The organism is Mesorhizobium hawassense (genome assembly GCF_003289945.1).
GTDB classification, from domain to species: Bacteria; Pseudomonadota; Alphaproteobacteria; order Rhizobiales; family Rhizobiaceae; genus Mesorhizobium; species Mesorhizobium hawassense.
On record NZ_QMBP01000015.1, the window covers coordinates 147735 to 165021 of the forward strand.

Genomic DNA, 17287 nt, shown 5'->3' on the forward strand with positions numbered 1-17287 from the left:
TCACGGCAGGTTGATCTGCCAGGAGACGCCGAAGCGGTCGTTGAGCCAGGCGAAACGCTGGCTGAACCCGTAATTGCCGGGCGGCATCAGGAAACCGCCGTCCCTGGAGAGAGTTTCGACGATCCGCTCCAGTTCCTGCGCGGAAGAGCAGTCGACGAAGAAGGAGAAGGACGGCGTGAAGGTGAACGCGTGATGGACCGGGCTGTTGTAGAGCCTGACCTCGACGCCGCCGATCGAGACGCGCGCCAGCTTGAGCGTACCTTCCGCCCCGTCCTCGCCCGAACCGTAACGCGTGACCTCGATGAACCGGCTTTCCGGGATGGTCTCGCAATAAAGCGTCATGGCCTCCTCGGCCTTTCCCTCAAACATCAGGAATGGCGTTGCTTTCGTCATCGGCGACCTCCTCCTTGTTCGGATATTGGGCCCGAATACCGGACTCAGACGTTGCTCTCGTTGGCCGGCTCGCCCTTCAACTCGCTGCGGTAATAGCCGTCGCGCAGGTTGATGCCGTATTCGAGATAGGCCTTCATGCAGGCCAGCATCTGCGACCAGCCTTCGCAGTTGAGGTAGGATTTCTTCAGGCCGACCTCGCCTTCGTGCCAGCCTTGCTCGGCGATGGTGACGAAAGTGCCGCCGTCGTCGAGCGGCTCGAAATTCATTTCAATGCTGGTCTTGTAGGTCGGCTTACCGTCGGCGTCGGTGGCGTCCCAGCGCAGCACGATGCGCTTGTCCTTCGTAACCTCGTCGACCTCGACGGGCACCGTCTTCCACCATGTGACCGTGGTGCCGGTGACCAGCGGGGCTGAGGCGCCGCCGATAGTGGTGAAATAGCCGCTGAGCTTCGTCGGGTTGACCACGGCGTCGAAGACCTCAGCGACCGGCTTGCCGATGCGTCCGGAAATCCTGAATCCAAGGGACATATCCACAGCTCCTTCCTTGCTGCTCGAAACGATATGTTATATAAATATAACATGTCAAGTCAAACTGCGGACGACCATGTTTTCAAGGCCTTGGCACATCCGCGCCGGCGCGAATTGCTGGATCGTCTGAAGGACCAGCCGCAGACCACCGGCGCGCTGTGCGAGGCCTTTGCCGACATGGACCGCTGCACGGTGATGATGCACTTGCGGGTGCTGGAGGAGGCCGATCTGGTGGTGGTAAAGCGGGAGGGGCGCGAGCGCTGGAACCATCTCAACGCCTTGCCGATCAGGCAGATCCACGATCGCTGGATCAGCCAATATGCCGGCCACGCCATCAGCATTCTGGACAGGCTCAAGTCCGATCTCGAAGAGTGATCCGCTCTTCTGGCGCCACCCGGACGGCGCGTCTGGACGAATTGAGACGATTTATCTATAAGCCGGCCATTCCGACAAAGAGCGCCGTGTGCCTTCGCAGGCATGCCTGGAGCGTTCTGAAATGAATTCGAGCAGTTGCGGATGGTGAAATGATCTCATTTCGCTACGCGCCGCTCTAGCCGAACACGATAGGGGTGCCATGGCTGGCCATTCGCAGTTCAAGAACATCATGCACCGCAAGGGCCGCCAGGACGCGGTGCGGTCGAAAATGTTTTCCAAGCTGGCGCGCGAGATCACCGTCGCCGCCAAGACCGGCACGCCGGATCCGACGATGAACCCCAGGCTTCGCCTTGCGGTGCAGAACGCCAAGGCCGTATCGATGCCGAAGGACAACATCCAGCGCGCCATCAACAAGGCGTCCGCGGGCGACGGCGAGAACTACGAAGCGGTGCGCTATGAGGGCTACGGCCCCGGCGGCGTGGCGCTGATCGTCGAGGCGCTGACCGACAACCGCAACCGCTCCGCCTCCAATGTGCGCGCCGCCTTCACCAAGGCCGGCGGGGCGCTCGGCGAAACCGGCTCGGTGTCGTTCATGTGGAACCGCGTCGGTGAAATCTACTACCCAGCCTCGGCCGGCAGCACCGACAAGGTGATGGAAGCGGCGATCGAGGCCGGCGCGGATGACGTGGAATCGGACGAAGAAGGTCACACCATCTATTGTGGCTTCGAAAATCTCGGCGAAGTGTCGAAGTCGCTCGAAGCCTCGCTCGGCGAAGCGGAATCCGTGAAGCCGATCTGGCAGCCGCAGAACAATGTGCCGGTGGATGAAGAACGGGCCCAGTCGCTGATGAAACTGGTCGCCACCCTTGAAGACGATGACGATGTGCAGAGTGTCTACGCCAATTTCGAGGTCGACGACGAGACCATGGCCAAACTCAGCGCGGCGTGATCGGTTGCCTGGTTCCTAGATGAGCGAGCAGCCGCTTCCTGTCATCCGCATCACCTACTGCACGCAGTGCCAGTGGCTGTTGCGCGCTGGCTGGATGGCGCAGGAACTGCTCTCCACCTTCGGCACCAAACTCGGCGAGGTGACCTTGGTGCCCGGCACCGGCGGCATCTTCACCATCTCCTGCAACGAGACGCTGGTCTGGGACCGCAAGCGCGACGGCGGTTTTCCGGATGCGGCAAAGCTCAAGCAACTGGTCCGCGACGTCATCGATCCGGATCGCGATCTCGGCCATGCCGACCGCAAGGGGCATACGTCGAAGGGCGACACGCAGAAAGACCACGGCTGAGCGGGGGCCCTCGCGTTCCCAAGACCTCTTAGAGCAAGGCGAAGATAAAGCAGGCCATCGACACGATGGCGGTGATGGTGCGGACGTGGTTCCACATCACCCATTGGTTCAGATGGTTCGCCCACACGGCGGCGCCGTTGGCGCTGTCCGGGTCGACGGCGGCGAGTGCGTCGTTGAGCGGAACGTTGAAGACCATGGTCACGAGCGGATTGCCGATGAAATAGATCACGGCGCCGGCAAGCAGCCAGTACGAACCCGACTGGCTCCAGCCGAAGATAACGGCGGCAATGAGCACGAGGCAGATCAGGCCGGTGCCGAACAGCGCCGTCATGAAGGTCGGGGTGATCACCGTGATGTTGATCGAATTCATCGCGACGATGCCACTTGGAACCGGCAGCCGGGCAAGTGCTGCCATGACGAAATTGGAAAAGGCGAAGAAGACTCCGCCGACGACGCCCGCGCCGATGGCCGCAATGAAGGTGAGGGTGGGAAGAAGTTTCATCATCTCAGTTACTCCAGATGCCGCTGGCGGCGGTTTCGATCGCGTAGGCGGAAAAGTCTTTCGCCTGACGGCCGAGCGCGCGCTGCACGCCGTCGGTCAGCGTCTCGTTGCGGCCGTCGAGCACTTCGGTGAAGAGCTCGTCGAGCAGCCAGGCGAATTCCGGCGGCAGGTCGTGCGCCGCTATCGTTTCGGTGAATTCGGCGTGTGAAACCTGCCGGTAGCGGATGTCGCGGCCGGTGGCCTTGCCGATCTCGGCGACGGCCTCGGCGAAGCTCAGCAACCTCGGGCCGGTGAGTTCATAGAGCTGGCCGACATGGCCGGGCTCCGTCAGCACGGCTTCGGCGACATCGGCAATGTCGTCGGTATCGATGAAGGGTTCGCCAACGGCACCGACGGGCAAGGCGACTTCGCCTTCGAGGATGGACTCGATCAGGAAGCCCTCGCTGAAATTCTGCGAGAACCAGGCGCAGCGCAGGATCGTCCAGTCGGCGCCTGAAGCCTTGACCATCTCCTCGGCGCGCTGCGCCTCGGTCTCGCCACGGCCGGAAAGCAGCACCAGCCGCTTGATGCCGCGTTTCACTGCAAGCCTAGCCAGCGCCTCGACCGTTTCGGCGGCGCCCGGCACGGCGATGTCCGGGTAGTAGCTGATGTAGACGGCGCCGACGCCTTCTAGCGCCGCGTCCCAAGTTCCCTTGTCCTGCCAGTCGAAGGAAGGCGTGCCGCTGCGCGAGCCGATCCGCACGGGAATGCCCTTCGCGGTCAGCCGTTCGGCAAGCCGGCGTCCGGTCTTGCCGGTGCCGCCCAGGATCAAAATCGGTTTCTGCGTGGTGTTCATCTCGACCTCTTCGTTTACAAACATGAGTAATCCTCACATTTGCAAAACGTGATAAACCCTCGTATTTTGTGAGTCAAGCCAGTTTTCGAAAAATCGCCCGGAGAGAGCCATGGATGAAAAAGTCTCCGCGAAGGCCGATCAGGCCGCCATTGCTTCACCGCGGCGAGCGCCGAGCCAGCAGCGCAGCCGCGAGCGGGTCGAGCGTATGCTTGCGGCCGCCTCGGCGCTGATTGCCGAGCAGGGCAGCGATGCCATGCGCATGGGCGAGGTTGCGGAAAAGGCAGGCGTCTCGATCGGCTCGCTCTACCAATTCTTCCCGGACAAGCGGGCGATCGTCTGGGCCTTGGCCGAGCGCTACACAGCCGAAAGCCAGGCTTGTATTTCGGCGGCGCTGAAGGATGTCGGCGATGCGGAAGGCTTCAAGAGCGCGTTTTCAGAGCTGGTCGATATCTACTACCAGCTGTTCCTGGCCGAGCCGGTGATACGCGACGTCTGGTCGGGCACGCAGGCCGACAAGGCGTTGCGCGAGCTCGAACTCGCCGACAGCCGGGCCAATGCCGACTTCCTGGTCGCGGTGCTCAAGCGGCTCAGGCCTGGTGCCGATCCGGTCCAGCTGGAAACCACGGCATTCCTGGTCTGGCAGATGGGCGAGGCCACCGTGCGGCTGGCAATCTCCGTCGATCGCGAGGAGGGCGACAGGCTGGTCGCGGCTTACAAAGGCATGGCGCTGAGGGAATTGGTGGGCAAGTAGGCAGGTTAGCTGCCCCAATACATCTTGAGCATTTCGTCGCGCTCATCGTCGGTGAACATCACTATTCTGGACATGCTGAGACTGCCACGATGGAATGCGACGACGGCCAATGCGTACGTCGCGGTCGCCTCATCGGTGGTGGTTGCCAGGTCTCGCAACGCCAGATGCAGCAGCGTCTGCCAAGCCGCCCTATAGTGCGGTTCGATCCAATCGGGGATTCGCGGATTGCGCTCATCCGCCAACCGAGCCTCTTCGATTACCGCAGCGAGGCCATAGGTTGCCCAATTCGCGGGGACGTGCTCGGTCGAGATGCGAACGATCTCGGGGATCGCTGCGTAGGATGCGCTCCCGACATCCCCTTGATGGTGCAATTCCTCCCAAAGTTCGTTCCAGATTGTTTTGTCGTCGTAGCGAGTAGCCAACGCGCGCAAGGCTGGTCTTGGGTCGTAAACGACCTTGTACCCACCCCGGAGGTCGGACCATCGCTCGTCATCAAGATCTATCACCTCTATCCCCCCATCATGGTCGCCTCAGCCTCCTATCGGCGGGACGTCATGGCAACAAAAAACCCGCCTCGAGGGCGGGTTTTTCAAATCCTGTCGATGTATCGGGCTTAGAGGCCAAAACCTTCGAAGCGCTTCTTGAATTTCGACAGGCGGCCGCCGCGGTCGAGCAGGGTCTGCTGGCCGCCGGTCCAGGCCGGGTGCGTGGTCGGGTCGATGTCGAGGTTCATCGTGTCGCCTTCCTTGCCCCAGGTCGAACGGGTCTGGTATTCGGTGCCATCGGTCATGACGACCTTGATGGTGTGGTAGTCGGGATGGATATCGGCCTTCATTGTCGTGTTTCCTGGCTGCCGGCGCTGGTGACGGGCCTAAAGGCCTGCGTCGATGCGCCCCTTTTTAAAACTCGAAGCCGCAGCTAATGAAAAGCCACGGCTTCTAAAACGGTCGGCGAGCCTATACATCAGCCGGAATTGAATCACAAGGCCGCCGCGGGCGCATATTGAAGCGCGGTACCGGCAAGCGGCCAGAGGAAACGCTCATGGCGGATATCGGTGTCAGTGGAGACCAGCGCAGGCGCTCGGTCCGGCCGCTCCGCAGCCTTTTCCCCTACATCACCCGCTACCGCAAGCTCGCGGTCGGCGCCATCATCTCGCTGATCGTCGCGGCGGTGACGACGCTCGCCTTGCCGATGGCCGTGCGGCGCATGATCGACCATGGCTTCCAGGCCTCGGGCTCGACCTTCATCGCGGAATATTTCGCGGCGCTGGTTTTGATGGCGGCGCTGCTCGCGGCCGCGTCGGCCAGCCGCTACTATTTCGTCATCACGCTCGGCGAGCGGGTCGTGGCCGACATCCGCCGCGACGTTTTCGCCCATGTCACGACGCTGTCGCCGGCGTTTTTCGATCGTTCGCATTCGGGCGAGATCGTGTCGCGGCTTACCGCCGACACCACGCAGGTGAAGTCGGCGGTCGGCGCCACCGCTTCGGTCGCGTTGCGCAACGTCATCCTCGGCCTCGGCGCGGTAGCGATGATGGTCGTCACCAGCCCAAAACTTTCCGCCCTGGTGATCGCCGCCATTCCGCTGATCGTGCTGCCGCTGGTCGCCTTCGGCCGCTCGGTGCGGCGCAAGTCTCGGCAAGCGCAGGATACGCTCGCCGAAGCCACGGCCTACGCCAGCGAGCAGATCGGCGCGGTGCGCACGCTGCAGGCCTTCACCAACGAGAAGCTGGTCACCGGCCGCTTCGCGGGTGCGGTCGACGCTGCCTTCGAGGCGGCGCGGGCTTCGGTGTTCGCGCGCTCCTTCCTGACGTTCTTCGCCATCTTCATGATCTTTTCCTCGGTGGTGGCGGTGCTGTGGTTCGGCTCGCGCGACGTGCTTGCCGGCACGCTGTCGGCGGGCACGCTCAGCCAGTTCCTGCTCTATTCGGTGTTTGCCGCCGGGGCGCTCGGCGCGCTGTCGGAAGTATGGAGCGAACTGTCGCAGGCGGCTGGCGCCGCCGAGCGGCTGACCGAGATCCTGGCCGAGAAGTCGGCCATCCAGTCGGCGGCCGAGCCGCTGCCGTTGCCGGCCACGGCCAAAGGCGCGATCAGCTTCGACGACGTCTCATTCTCCTATCCGGCGCGGCCGGACCGCGCCGCCGTGCATGGCCTGAGCTTCAAGGTGAAGCCGGGCGAGACGGTGGCGATCGTCGGGCCTTCGGGCGCCGGCAAAAGCACCGTCTTCTCGCTGATCCTGCGCTTCTACGATCCCGAGTCCGGCCGCATCGCCATCGACGGCGTCGACGTGAGCGAGGCCGATCCGGCCGCCATCCGCCAGCGCATTGCGATCGTGCCGCAGGACGTCACCGTCTTCGCCGCCAGCGTGCGCGACAATATCGGCTTTGGCCGGCAGGGCGCCAGCGACGCCGAGATCGAGGCCGCGGCCAAGGCGGCCCTTGCCGACGAATTCATCGCCAGGCTCGACAAGGGCTATGACAGCCAGGTCGGCGAGCGCGGCGTGACGCTGTCCGGCGGCCAGCGCCAGCGCATCGCGATTGCGCGCGCCATCCTGCGCGACGCGCCGGTCCTCTTGCTCGACGAAGCGACCTCGGCGCTCGACGCCGAAAGCGAGACGCTGGTGCAAAGGGCGCTGGAGCGGCTGATGCGCGGCCGCACCACCATCGTCATCGCGCACCGGCTGGCAACCGTGCTCAAGGCCGACCGCATCCTGGTCATGGAGGGCGGGCGCATCGTCGAGGAAGGCACGCATCAGAGCCTGGTCGCCAAGGGCGGCATTTACGCGCGGCTCGCCAAGTTGCAGTTCGAGACCGGAGCCAGCGCTTTCAAGGGCGCGGCGGAGTAAGATCCGTCCCAGACGCGCTCGGCAAGGCAAGCCCGCACGGCTACCAGCGCCGCAAGGCCATGAAAAGCGGTATGCCGACGAAAATCGAGACCAGCAGCAACCCGCCAATGACCTGCTGTTTGGACCTGTCTTCCGGAGCAGCGGCGGGCGCCGGATCTTCGGGGGCATCCTGATAGGCAAAGTTGAAAGACCAGTCGGTGTTGTCGCCGAGGTCCTTGACCGATTTCAAATAATCCCCGATCGCCTTGGCCGGGACCTCCCTCTCCAGCGTCCGAAAGTCCCACTTCACCTCGAAAGTGGTCGGCGTGTTGCTCCACGACGATTTCAGCGACAGATAGGGCGTCACGACGTTCTTTATCTCTTCGCCGGAAAACCTCGCCTTCAGATTGCTCACCGTGATGGCGTGGCTGCGATAGATCGGCCGCCCAAGCGCGACCGGGCCGACACGGTCCACCATGGTCGGCGTCGGCAGGTCGGTGCCGAGATCGGCCGCCTTGATTGGAAAGTTCTTGGCGAGGTCGTTGGCGGCCAACGCCTGCGCCGGCAACTGATAGCTCTCCCGCACGTTGATGATGTTGCCGTCGCGATTGTCGAAGATCTCCAGCTTCGCCGCGCTTTCGATGCCGGGATAACGCTTGCTGTAATATTTCAGGTAGGAGTCCGACAGGTCGCTCAGCGAGCGGCTGGCCAGGCTGCTGCGCATGTCGTCGGCGTCGGCGCCCGCATAGGTCGAAAGCACCGCCAACGTCAGGCGGCCATCAGGCTTGTCGGGAAAGGAAAAATCCTCCGCGACCTTGATCGACGGGCCGGTCAGCTGCGGACTGGGCATCTTCTCCAGTTGACCATTGCCGAACAGCGGCAGGGCAAAACCGTAGTCCGGTTGCCAGAAGTCGCTGGCATCGCCGCCCTGCAGGTAGTTGGTGGCGTCGAGCCAGTAGGTCTTCGTGCCGATCGTCGCCTTGACGATGGCGTGGTCGAAAGCACGGATTGCCGGCAGATGTTGGTCCAGCGCCCAGCCCTTGTCGAGGTCGGCCAGCGCCACCTGCGCCGGGATGCCCAGCCGCTGCAGTGCCGAAGCCAGAAGCAGGGCCTTGTCCTTACAATCGCCGAAGCCGCTCTGGATGACGGTAGCCGGATCGCGCGGAATGTAGGAGCCGGAGCCCATCGACAGGCTGACATAGCGGATCTCGTCCTGGACGAGACGCATCGCCTGGATCATGCGATCCTCGGGCTGCGGATGCTTGGCCGCGAGCTCGTCCAGCTTCGCGGCGAAAGCGACGGGGAAGGCGGTCGCCGGCTTGTAGTAGGGCTGGACGGCGTCGACCACACCCTGCCAGCTGGCGGTCGAGGAAATGTCGATCGATCCCCATGCCGGAAATTCCGTCGGCAGGTTGTCCTCAACCTTGACCGGTTTCGGATTGGCGATCTCCCAGAGATAGACGGTGTCCGATCCTGACGTGGTGACGACGGGTTTGATCTCGGTGCCGCGCGGCTTGATCGCCAGCGGCTGCGCGGTCGGCCAGATGATGCTGGTGCGGATCAGCCCGACCGGCTCGTCCCATTCGGTCGAGAAACTGTCGAAGAACAGATCCTTGCCGATGAGCGGCGTGGTCTCGTAGGTCTGGCCATAGTCGACGATGTCGCCGACGCGCACGTCGTCGATGTTGACGTGAGCGGTCAGCCAGCCGTCATAAACACCTTTTTCGGCGTCCTTCTCCTGGCGGAAAACGTCGAACTTGACGTCGGCCAGCCGGTCCAGCACCTGGCCGTCGCGGATAACGCGCAGATGATTGAGCGTGACCCTGTGGCGCGAAGGATCGAACTGCAGGTCGATGCCGGCGCCCCGTTCCAGGCCGGGCCGGTCGACTATTTTGTAAACCGAGCGCCAATAGTCGTCATAGCCGTAATCGCGATGGATGATCTGCTCATCCGCCAGCAGCCATGAAATGCCGTTCTTGATCCGGTCGGCGCGCGCCGGGTCGGCCGACGGGATATCGACCGTCTTGATCCAGCCCGGAGCCGGTCCCTTACGCACGATTTCATCGGCGCCCGCCGGCGAGACCAGGCCGGCCAGCAAGACCAAAAAGAGCAGGAGGCAGCGGAAAGACCTGGCCCCGCGAAGACTGTTACCCACCAACAACCCAAGCCCGTTGACGCAACGACGCTCTTTGTCAGAGTCTTTCCCGCCAAAGTAAAGCCCGGTGGCGCATGTTTTGCGGGTCTGGCTCAACAGGCGTCGATGGGCGCGTCAGTTGCCGTAGCGCTTGCGCAGGTGCTCCGTGAAGTAAACGGCGTCGAGCTTCTCGCCGGTGGCGCGCTCGAGCAGCTCCGGTGTCGACCAGCGCGAGCCCCGCGACCAGATCCTGTCGCGCCGCCATCCGTTCACGGCGCCGAAATCGCCCTTGGCCAGATCCTGGTCGGCGGATGGGTGCTCCCTGGTCAAGGCCGCCCATTGCTGCGCCGCCATCATGGCGCCCAGCGTGTAGGAAGGGAAATAGCCGAAGGCGGCGCCCGGCCAATGCACGTCCTGCATCGGGCCGTCGGCCGGGTTGTCGATGGTCGACAGCCCGAGATAGTCGCGCATCTTGGCATCCCATGCCTCGGGCAGGTCGGCGACCTCCAGACTGCCCGACACGAGCTCCTGTTCGAGCTCGTAGCGCAGGATGACATGCAGCGGGTAGGTGACCTCGTCGGCGTCGACGCGGATCAAGCCGCGTTCGACATGGTGGACATGCGGCAGGATGTCGTCGAGCGACCAGGCTTCGCCGAGATGTTTTTCGACCACCGGCAGCGCCCAGCGCCAGAAGGCCGGGTTGCGGCCGATCTGCTTTTCGACGAACAGGCTCTGGCTCTCATGCACAGCCATGCCGCGCGCCTTGCCGAGCGGCCAATGCGACCATGCCTTCGGCAGGTTCTGCTCGTAGAGCGCATGGCCGGTCTCGTGCAGCACGCCCATCAGCGCCGACAGGAAGTCGGAGGTTTTGTAGCGGGTGGTGATGCGCACGTCGCTCGGCACGCCGCCGCAGAAGGGGTGGTGCGATACCGACAGCGAGCCATGGGTGAGGTCGAAGCCAACCGCCGCCATCATGGCGAGGCCGAGCTCGCGCTGCTTCTCGACGGCGTAACTGCCGGAGAGCGGCTTCAGCGGCTGCTTCGCCAGCCGCGCCTCCTGCGCGGCCAGCGCGCGCGGCAGGAAATCCTTGAGGAAGGCCTTCAGCTCGGCAAACACCGGTGTGATATCGGCGGCGCGGTTGCCGGGGTCATACTGTTCCATCAGCGCGTCATAGGGGGCGAGGCCGAGCGCGTCGGCGCGCAACGCGGCCTCCTCGCGCACCAGGGTCACGACGCCTTCCAGCGCCGGCTGGAAGCCGGCCCAGTCGTTCTTGGCGCGCAGGTCGCGCCAGAGCTGCTCGGAACGCATGCGCGCCACGGTCTGTCGCTCGACGAACTCCACCTGCAGGCAGGTGAGGTTGGTGTATTGGCGGCGCAATTCCCGGACCGCCGCCAGCTGCTCTTCGCCGAGCCGCTCGGCTTCGGCGGCAGCGATCCAGTCGCCGATTTCGGGCGCCGTGGCCTGACGATGCAGCATGCCGGCAAGCGAGGACATCGCCTCGGCGCGCTTCTCGCCGCCGCCGACCGCCATGTGCGTCGCCTCATCGGCGCCGAGGATGGCTAGAGCATGTTCCAACGCTTCGAGCTTGTGGCCGAGTTCGTCGAGTTTCTGGAAGGACATGATGGATCCCAGGTTCAATTTGGTTGGCGCGAAAAGATACCAAGGCACCGAGCTTGGCAACCCCGCTCGGTCGGGATGGGACCGGCCGTCTTGCCTTGTGAGGCGACGGCGTGATCAATGCCGAGAACAAACCGCTGGAGGGGACTATGATCGGCAATATCCTGGTCGGGCTGGTGGCGCTGATCCACTGCTATATCGTCTATCTGGAGATGGCGCTTTGGGACACGCCGCGCGGCCACAAGGCGTTCAAGCTGACGCCGGACTTCGCCAGCGCGTCGAAGGTGCTTGCCGCTAATCAGGGGCTCTATAACGGCTTTCTCGCCGCCGGCCTGATCTGGGGGCTCTATCTCGGCGCCGGCGGGTTCCAGGTCAAGATGTTCTTCCTGCTCTGCGTCGCCATCGCCGGCCTCTATGGCGCGGCGACCGTCGGCCGCAAGATCCTGTTCATCCAGACGGTGCCGGCGGTGCTTGCCATCCTCGCGCTCTGGTTGGGGTGGTGACGGAAAAAGGACGCCCTCGGGGCCAGGTCCCTCGGGCGCCAGGTGGTCCCTTCCGTTTCCTCCGAAGAAACCTGGAGCGGCTCGGCTTGTGACGGAACAGCCCGCCCGCTCCAAGTGGTTGCTTTCAGGCAGTTCCGGACGGAAAACCGCTGTGCACTTTCCTGGAATTGCTCTAGCCGTTCGGGTAGTGACCGCCGTCGGCGCCGTCGCCCATCAGGAAGCCGCTGCCGGTGTCGACCATCAGTTTCTGATCGACATGGTCGAGACGGCGCAGCAGGTCGTGATATTGCGCGGCGGGAATCCGGCCATGATCCGACGCGGCGACCTTCTCGGCGGCCTGGCTGATGTGAGCGGCGCGCATATGCAACTGCTGCGCCTCGGCGGCCGAGATGGTGTTGGCTTCCCGCGCATCGTTGATGCCTTCGTCCACACCCTGGACTTGCTCGATCAGGCTGGTCACGCGCGGTCCGGCCATATCGGTCGGGTCGGTCGCGTCGAGGGCCCCCTTGTGATGGCCGGCGGCATAGGCTGCGGCGAGCGGGGCTGCGATCAGTACTGCAGCCAGAGTTACGGTCTTGAGTGATGTTGAAGCGCGCATGGCGGCGCATCCTCCTGCCAGGGAAGGGAGCGGTCGCGCCGCCAGCCTTCCGACGTTCCGGGGCCGTCCAGTTCCGTCGCGTCGCGATGGGAGGCATCGCCGGCGGTCCCCGGCCCTGCGCAGCAAATTAGGTGCGTCGATTCGCGATGGGTAATTAAAAAAAGATAATTTTTTCAGGTATTGTCGCCGGCACTTGGCACCCTAAGTATTGAGCCGGCGAACAACTTCCCGTGACTTTGCGTGATCCTTAAGCGCGTCGCCATCTTTCAGGTACGCTCCGTGCGCTTTAGGGCTTTGATTCTACGCATGTCTTTGTCCCGAAACCGGTTCCCACTTTCGGGAGACATGCTTTAAATCACCGTTCGGTGAGCTTGAGTTCAATACGACGGTTCTTGCTGCGCGCTTCGTCGGTGTCGGCGGGATCGAGCGGCTGGAACTCGCCGAAGCCGGCGGCGACCAGACGGTTGGCCGGCACGCCGTTCTCGATCAGGAACTTCACGACGGACGTCGCGCGCGCGGTCGACAGTTCCCAATTGTCGCGATAGCGGCCGGTGCCGGAAAGCGGCTTGTTGTCGGTATGGCCGTCGACGCGCAGCACCCAACTGATCTCCGGCGGGATTTCCTTCTGCAATTCGATGATGGCGTCGGCGAGCTTCTTCATCTCGACCTTGCCGGCATCGTTGATCTCGTCGGAGCCGGTCGGAAACAACACCTCCGACTGGAAGACGAAACGGTCGCCGACGATGCGGATGTTCTCGCGGTCGGCGAGGATCTCGCGCAGGCGGCCGAAGAAGTCGGAGCGGTAGCGGTTGAGCTCCTGGACACGCTGGGCCAGCGCGACGTTCAGGCGGCGGCCGAGATCGGCGATCTTGGTGTTGGAGTCACGGTCGCGCTGCTCCGAGACGTTGAGCGCGTCCTCGAGCGCGCCGATCTGCTTGCGCAAGGCGGCGATCTGCTGGTTGAGGATCTCGACCTGGCTCAGCGCCTGCTGGCTGATCTGGCGCTGATTGCTGAGCTCACCGGTAAGCTGGTCGGCGCGCTTGTTGGCGGCGTCACCGGCGCCGGCGCCCTGCGCCAGCAATTGCTCGAGGCGGCTCTTCTCGGCTTGCGCGGCCGACAGCGATGCCTGCAGGTTGGCGAGCGAATCTTCCTTGTCCTGGCTGTTCGTGCGCTCCAGGGCCAACAACTGGGTCAGCTCGTTGATCTGCGAGTTGAGGCGGTTCAGCACCGCATCCTTGCCGGAGATCTCGCGGCTGAGCAGGAACTGCGCCAAAACGAAGACGGTAAGCAGGAACATGATCGCAAGCAGCAGCGTCGACAGCGCGTCGACGAAGCCCGGCCAATAGTCGATGCGGCGGTCGGCGCGCCGTCTTGCCAGCGCCACGTCAGTGGACCCCTTGCTTCTTCAGCGCGTCGGCGATCTTTTCCAGCGTGTTGCGCATGGCCTTCTGCTCGTCGGACTGGGCCTCGACCCAGTCACGCATGATCTGCTGCTCGGAGCGCATGTTCTTCACCAACCCCGAGATGCCATCGGCAAGATTGGCCATGGCGGTGGCGACGCGCGGATTGGAGCCGCCGCCATTTTCCTGCAGGCTGCGCAGCCGCTCCGACAGCAGGCGGATATCCTCGGACGACTCGGCTGTTTTCGACGTGTCGGAGACGACGATATCGGACGACAGGTCGGTGACCGAGGACAGCCAGTTTTCGAGCTCGGTGTAGAAGCGGGTCTGGGCGCGGCCGGCCTGCAGGTCGAGGAAGCCGAGCACCAGCGAGCCGGAAAGACCGAACAGCGAGGACGAGAAGGCGGTGCCCATGCCGGCAAGCGGCGCCGACAAGCCCTGTTTCAGCGCATCGAGCACGGCGGCGGCATCGCCGGTGCCGGGGTCCAGCGCCTCGATCGTCTCGCGGATCGAGGCGATGGTGTTGAGCAGGCCCCAGAAGGTGCCGAGCAGGCCGAGGAACACCAGCAGGCCGACCAGGTAGCGCGAGGTGTCGCGGCTTTCGTCGAGGCGGGTGGCGATGGAATCGAGCATCGTACGCATCGAGGAGGTCGAGAAGGCCATCGAGGACGAACGGCTGATCATCGCTTTCATCGGTGCCAGCAGGACCGGCTCGGTGGACTCGGAGCCGGCGCGGAAGGAATTGACCCAGCGCACCTCGCGGAACAGCCGTCCCACCTGCGTGAAGGCAAGCAAGATGCCGACTCCCAGCACGCCGACGATCAGCCCGTTGAGGCCTGGGTTGCTGGAGAAGGCGGTCGAGATCTGGCGGGTGAGGATGGCGGCGATGAAAGCGACGATGATCAGGAAGATCATCATGGTGAGCAGGAAGACCTGCGGGCTCGACAGCCTGTGCGGATCATAGACCAGGACGTCCGATCGCCTGCCGAAGGATCTGAGAAAAGCCATCCGTGCCCCGTTTCCGATGCCACCCGCCGCAGAATTGCCGCGACTCTAAACGGAATTGTGACCAAATTGAATGGCGCTTGGCAATATCGCAGGCGGCTCTCTGTTTGGCGCAACTCCGGACGGAAGGCCACGGCGAAGGCGCCGGACCTAACCACTACACGCTTTTCCTGGAATTGCTCCGGGTTCAGAACCGGTTGATGACCAGGCAGTCGACCATGGCGGCCAGGTGCAGGCCGGCGCCGGTGACGACGAAGCCGTGCCATACCGCATTGTGGAAGCGCAGGCCTTTCCAGGCGAAGAAGATGACGCCGCAGGAATAGACGATGCCGCCGGCGATGAGCAGCGCGACCGAGGTCGTCGGCAGCGTCTCGACCAGCGGCCCGGCGAGCACGACGCCGCTCCAGCCGATGGCGAGGTAGAAGAGGATGGCCAGCCGGTCATAGCGGCCGGGCAGGAACATCTTGATGGCGATGCCCGCCAACGCGGCGCTCCACACGACGACGATCATGGGCAGCGCAAGCGGCGTGTTGTCGAGCTGGGCGAGGAAGGGCGTGTAGGTGGCGGCGATCAGCAGATAGATCGCGGCATGATCGAAGCGGCGCAGGATCCATTTCGCCGGCGACGAGACAGGCCAAAGATTGTAGGCCAGCGAAACCGACAGCACGGTGAGCAGCGAGACGACATAGAAAACGGCGGCGACATATTCGCCGGGGCCGGAGTGGAACGCGGCTAAAGCCAGGAAGGCAGAGCCGGCGGCGATAGCCAGCACGATACCGACAGCGTGGACAATCCCGTCGGCGATCATCTCAGCGCGCGAATAATGCCAGCGCCCCACGAAGGGGATCTCGATCTGGGTGTCTGGCTGCGCGTCGCTCATCAAATGATCCTGCAACCCTAATCTGGGCCGTCGCAGGTCAGTATTTCAAGATTCGGTTGCGGTTTTGCGACCGCGGCGCGTCCTTTCGACGCAAAGGACGGGGCCGCACGTTTGATTTGCAGGAGTGCCCGACCGCGTCGCGCCCGCTCAGCGCGACGACAGCGGCTTCTTCACCGTCTTGAGCAAAACGCGCTGGATGAGTTCGTTGCCGGCGACGACCTCGCCATTGTCGAGCATGTCCTGTCCGCCGCTCATGTCGGAAACGAAGCCGCCGGCTTCGCGCACCAGAAGGGTGCCGGCGGCGATGTCCCAGGACGACAAGCCGGTTTCCCAGAAACCGTCCATGCGTCCGGCCGCGACATAGGCGAGATCGAGCGCAACGGAGCCCAGGCGGCGAATGCCGGAGACTTCGGCCATGACGTTGCGCAGCTCGATCAGGAAATTGCCGTGCTGGCCGCGGCCGAGATGCGGCACGCCGCAGCCGATCACCGCGTCGGTCATCTTGGAGCGCCCGGCAACGCGCAGCCGACGGTCGTTCATGAAAGCGCCGCCGCCGCGCTCGGCCGTGTAGAGTTCGTCCATAGCCGGGTTGTAGATGACGCCGGCGACGATCTGGCCCTGGCGCTCGAGCGCGATCGACACCGAAAAGAGCGGGATGCCGTGCAGGAAATTAGTGGTGCCGTCGAGCGGGTCGACGAGCCAGCGGTGCTGCGAATCCTCGCCTTCGACGGCGCCGCGCTCCTCCATCAGGAAGGCGTAGCCCGGCCGCGCCTTGGAAAGCTCGGCAAAGACGATCTCTTCCGCCTTGCGGTCGGCCTGGCTGACATAGTCGCCCGGTCCCTTCATCGAGACCTGCAGGTTCTGCACCTCGCCGAAGTCGCGCGACAGCGAGCGGCCGGCTTTCATCGCGGCCTGGACCATGACGTTGAGGAGAGCGGAGCGCGCCATTTTTTCTTCCTGGCTTTGTCTTCCTACCGGCCCGCGTTCAGTCCGCGCGGCGCATGTAGGTGATTTCGTTGGTGTCGACGATGATGCGCTCGCCGGCCGAGATGAAGGGCGGCACGAGCACGCGGATGCCGTTCTCCAGCACCGCCGGCTTGTAGGAGGAGGCCGCCGTCTGGCCTCGCACCACCGGATCGGCCTCGGTGACGGTCAGCGTCACCTGGTCGGGCAGCGAAATGCCGATCGGCCGTTCCTCATAAAGCTGCACCGTCACCATCATGCCGTCCTGCAGGAAGGCGGCGCGCTCGCCGACGAAGTCCTTCGCGAGTTCGAGCTGCTCGTAGCTTTCGGTGTCCATGAACACCAGGGCCTCGCCCTGCTCGTAGAGGAAAGAGAAATCCTTCAGGTCGAGCCGGATCTGCTCGACGGTCTCGGCCGAGCGGAAGCGCTCGTTGAGCTTGGTGCCGTTGATCAGGTTCTTCAACTCGACCTGGTTGTAGGCGCCGCCCTTGCCGGGCTTGACGGTGTTGGTCTTGACCGCCACCCACAGCCCGCCATCGTGCTCGATGACATAGCCGGGACGGATTTCGTTGCCACTGATCTTGGCCATGATGAACTGGTCCGAGTGAGATTTTTCTGGCGCGGGTCGCGCTTTGGCGCCTCCAAGACCACAAATTGCACATAGTGGCAAGGGAGGGGGCAAGGGG

Annotated in this window: 20 protein-coding genes; 6 read left to right on the top strand and 14 right to left on the bottom strand. The window is 63.8% G+C overall.

Annotated features, from left to right (window positions below; all coding sequences use genetic code 11):
- Both DPM33_RS26540 and DPM33_RS26545 read right to left on the bottom strand, forming a co-directional pair.
- Nucleotides 1-393 (bottom strand): VOC family protein, encoded by a 393-nt coding sequence (locus DPM33_RS26540; protein ID WP_112100352.1) that lies wholly within the window; start codon nt 391-393, stop codon nt 1-3.
- 44 nt (nt 394-437) lie between these two features.
- Nucleotides 438-920, bottom strand: coding sequence for an SRPBCC domain-containing protein (locus DPM33_RS26545; protein ID WP_112100353.1), 483 nt, complete (start codon nt 918-920; stop codon nt 438-440).
- A 51-nt stretch (nt 921-971) separates the two neighbouring features.
- On the opposite strand from DPM33_RS26545, the gene DPM33_RS26550 reads away from it, so the two are divergent.
- The 3 genes from DPM33_RS26550 to DPM33_RS26560 all read left to right on the top strand — a co-directional run bounded on the left by DPM33_RS26550 (nt 972) and on the right by DPM33_RS26560 (nt 2590).
- Nucleotides 972-1295, top strand: a complete 324-nt coding sequence (locus DPM33_RS26550) for an ArsR/SmtB family transcription factor (protein WP_112100354.1) — start codon at nt 972-974, stop codon at nt 1293-1295.
- A 199-nt stretch (nt 1296-1494) separates the two neighbouring features.
- Nucleotides 1495-2244 (top strand): YebC/PmpR family DNA-binding transcriptional regulator, encoded by a 750-nt coding sequence (locus tag DPM33_RS26555; RefSeq protein ID WP_112100355.1) that lies wholly within the window; start codon nt 1495-1497, stop codon nt 2242-2244.
- Nucleotides 2245-2263: 19 nt separating this feature from the next.
- Nucleotides 2264-2590, top strand: coding sequence for an Rdx family protein (locus DPM33_RS26560; protein ID WP_112100356.1), 327 nt, complete (start codon nt 2264-2266; stop codon nt 2588-2590).
- A gap of 28 nt (nt 2591-2618) precedes the next feature.
- On the opposite strand, the gene DPM33_RS26565 is transcribed toward DPM33_RS26560, so the two are convergent.
- Nucleotides 2619-3095, bottom strand: a complete 477-nt coding sequence (locus tag DPM33_RS26565; RefSeq protein ID WP_112100357.1) for an anthrone oxygenase family protein — start codon at nt 3093-3095, stop codon at nt 2619-2621.
- 1 nt (nt 3096) lies between these two features.
- Nucleotides 3097-3951, bottom strand: coding sequence for an NAD(P)H-binding protein (locus DPM33_RS26570; RefSeq protein WP_245442393.1), 855 nt, complete (start codon nt 3949-3951; stop codon nt 3097-3099).
- An 85-nt stretch (nt 3952-4036) separates the two neighbouring features.
- Here DPM33_RS26570 and DPM33_RS26575 point away from each other — a divergent pair, with 85 nt between their 5' ends.
- A complete protein-coding gene (locus DPM33_RS26575) occupies nt 4037-4678 on the top strand; it encodes a TetR/AcrR family transcriptional regulator (RefSeq protein WP_112100358.1) in 642 nt (213 codons plus the stop codon).
- Nucleotides 4679-4683: 5 nt separating this feature from the next.
- Here the strand turns inward: DPM33_RS26575 and DPM33_RS26580 are convergent, their stop codons facing one another.
- Nucleotides 4684-5184 (bottom strand): hypothetical protein, encoded by a 501-nt coding sequence (locus DPM33_RS26580; protein ID WP_112100359.1) that lies wholly within the window; start codon nt 5182-5184, stop codon nt 4684-4686.
- A gap of 107 nt (nt 5185-5291) precedes the next feature.
- Nucleotides 5292-5513 carry a 50S ribosomal protein L31 gene (rpmE, locus tag DPM33_RS26585; protein ID WP_027166741.1) on the bottom strand — a complete coding sequence of 74 codons (222 nt, stop codon included), beginning with the start codon at nt 5511-5513 and terminating at the stop codon, nt 5292-5294.
- Nucleotides 5514-5719: 206 nt separating this feature from the next.
- On the opposite strand from rpmE, the gene DPM33_RS26590 reads away from it, so the two are divergent.
- Nucleotides 5720-7522: an ABC transporter transmembrane domain-containing protein gene (locus tag DPM33_RS26590; RefSeq protein ID WP_112100360.1), complete on the top strand. Its 1803-nt coding sequence runs from the start codon at nt 5720-5722 to the stop codon at nt 7520-7522.
- A 40-nt stretch (nt 7523-7562) separates the two neighbouring features.
- Here DPM33_RS26590 and DPM33_RS26595 read toward each other — a convergent pair whose 3' ends face one another.
- A complete protein-coding gene (locus tag DPM33_RS26595; protein ID WP_167449231.1) occupies nt 7563-9605 on the bottom strand; it encodes a DUF3857 domain-containing transglutaminase family protein in 2043 nt (680 codons plus the stop codon).
- Nucleotides 9606-9770: 165 nt separating this feature from the next.
- A complete protein-coding gene (locus DPM33_RS26600) occupies nt 9771-11255 on the bottom strand; it encodes a carboxypeptidase M32 (RefSeq protein ID WP_112100383.1) in 1485 nt (494 codons plus the stop codon).
- Between the two features lie 146 nt (nt 11256-11401).
- Between DPM33_RS26600 and DPM33_RS26605 the strand changes: the two genes are divergently transcribed.
- The gene (locus DPM33_RS26605) at nt 11402-11755 is read left to right on the top strand and encodes a DUF1304 domain-containing protein (protein WP_112100384.1); all 354 of its coding nucleotides are present in this window, start codon (nt 11402-11404) and stop codon (nt 11753-11755) included.
- A gap of 172 nt (nt 11756-11927) precedes the next feature.
- Here the strand turns inward: DPM33_RS26605 and DPM33_RS26610 are convergent, their stop codons facing one another.
- The 6 genes from DPM33_RS26610 to efp form a co-directional block, all read right to left on the bottom strand.
- Nucleotides 11928-12353, bottom strand: coding sequence for a hypothetical protein (locus DPM33_RS26610; RefSeq protein ID WP_112100362.1), 426 nt, complete (start codon nt 12351-12353; stop codon nt 11928-11930).
- 355 nt (nt 12354-12708) lie between these two features.
- Complete coding sequence (locus DPM33_RS26615; RefSeq protein WP_112100363.1) at nt 12709-13737, bottom strand: peptidoglycan -binding protein; 1029 nt, start codon at nt 13735-13737, stop codon at nt 12709-12711.
- Between the two features lies 1 nt (nt 13738).
- Nucleotides 13739-14761 (bottom strand): MotA/TolQ/ExbB proton channel family protein, encoded by a 1023-nt coding sequence (locus DPM33_RS26620; protein WP_112100364.1) that lies wholly within the window; start codon nt 14759-14761, stop codon nt 13739-13741.
- A 184-nt stretch (nt 14762-14945) separates the two neighbouring features.
- On the bottom strand, nt 14946-15638 hold the full coding sequence (trhA, locus tag DPM33_RS26625) for a PAQR family membrane homeostasis protein TrhA (protein ID WP_112100385.1): 693 nt from the start codon (nt 15636-15638) through the stop codon (nt 14946-14948).
- 147 nt (nt 15639-15785) lie between these two features.
- Complete coding sequence (locus tag DPM33_RS26630; RefSeq protein ID WP_112100365.1) at nt 15786-16586, bottom strand: inositol monophosphatase family protein; 801 nt, start codon at nt 16584-16586, stop codon at nt 15786-15788.
- Nucleotides 16587-16623: 37 nt separating this feature from the next.
- Nucleotides 16624-17190, bottom strand: a complete 567-nt coding sequence (efp, locus tag DPM33_RS26635) for an elongation factor P (RefSeq protein ID WP_112100366.1) — start codon at nt 17188-17190, stop codon at nt 16624-16626.
- Between the last annotated feature and the right edge of the window lie 97 nt (nt 17191-17287).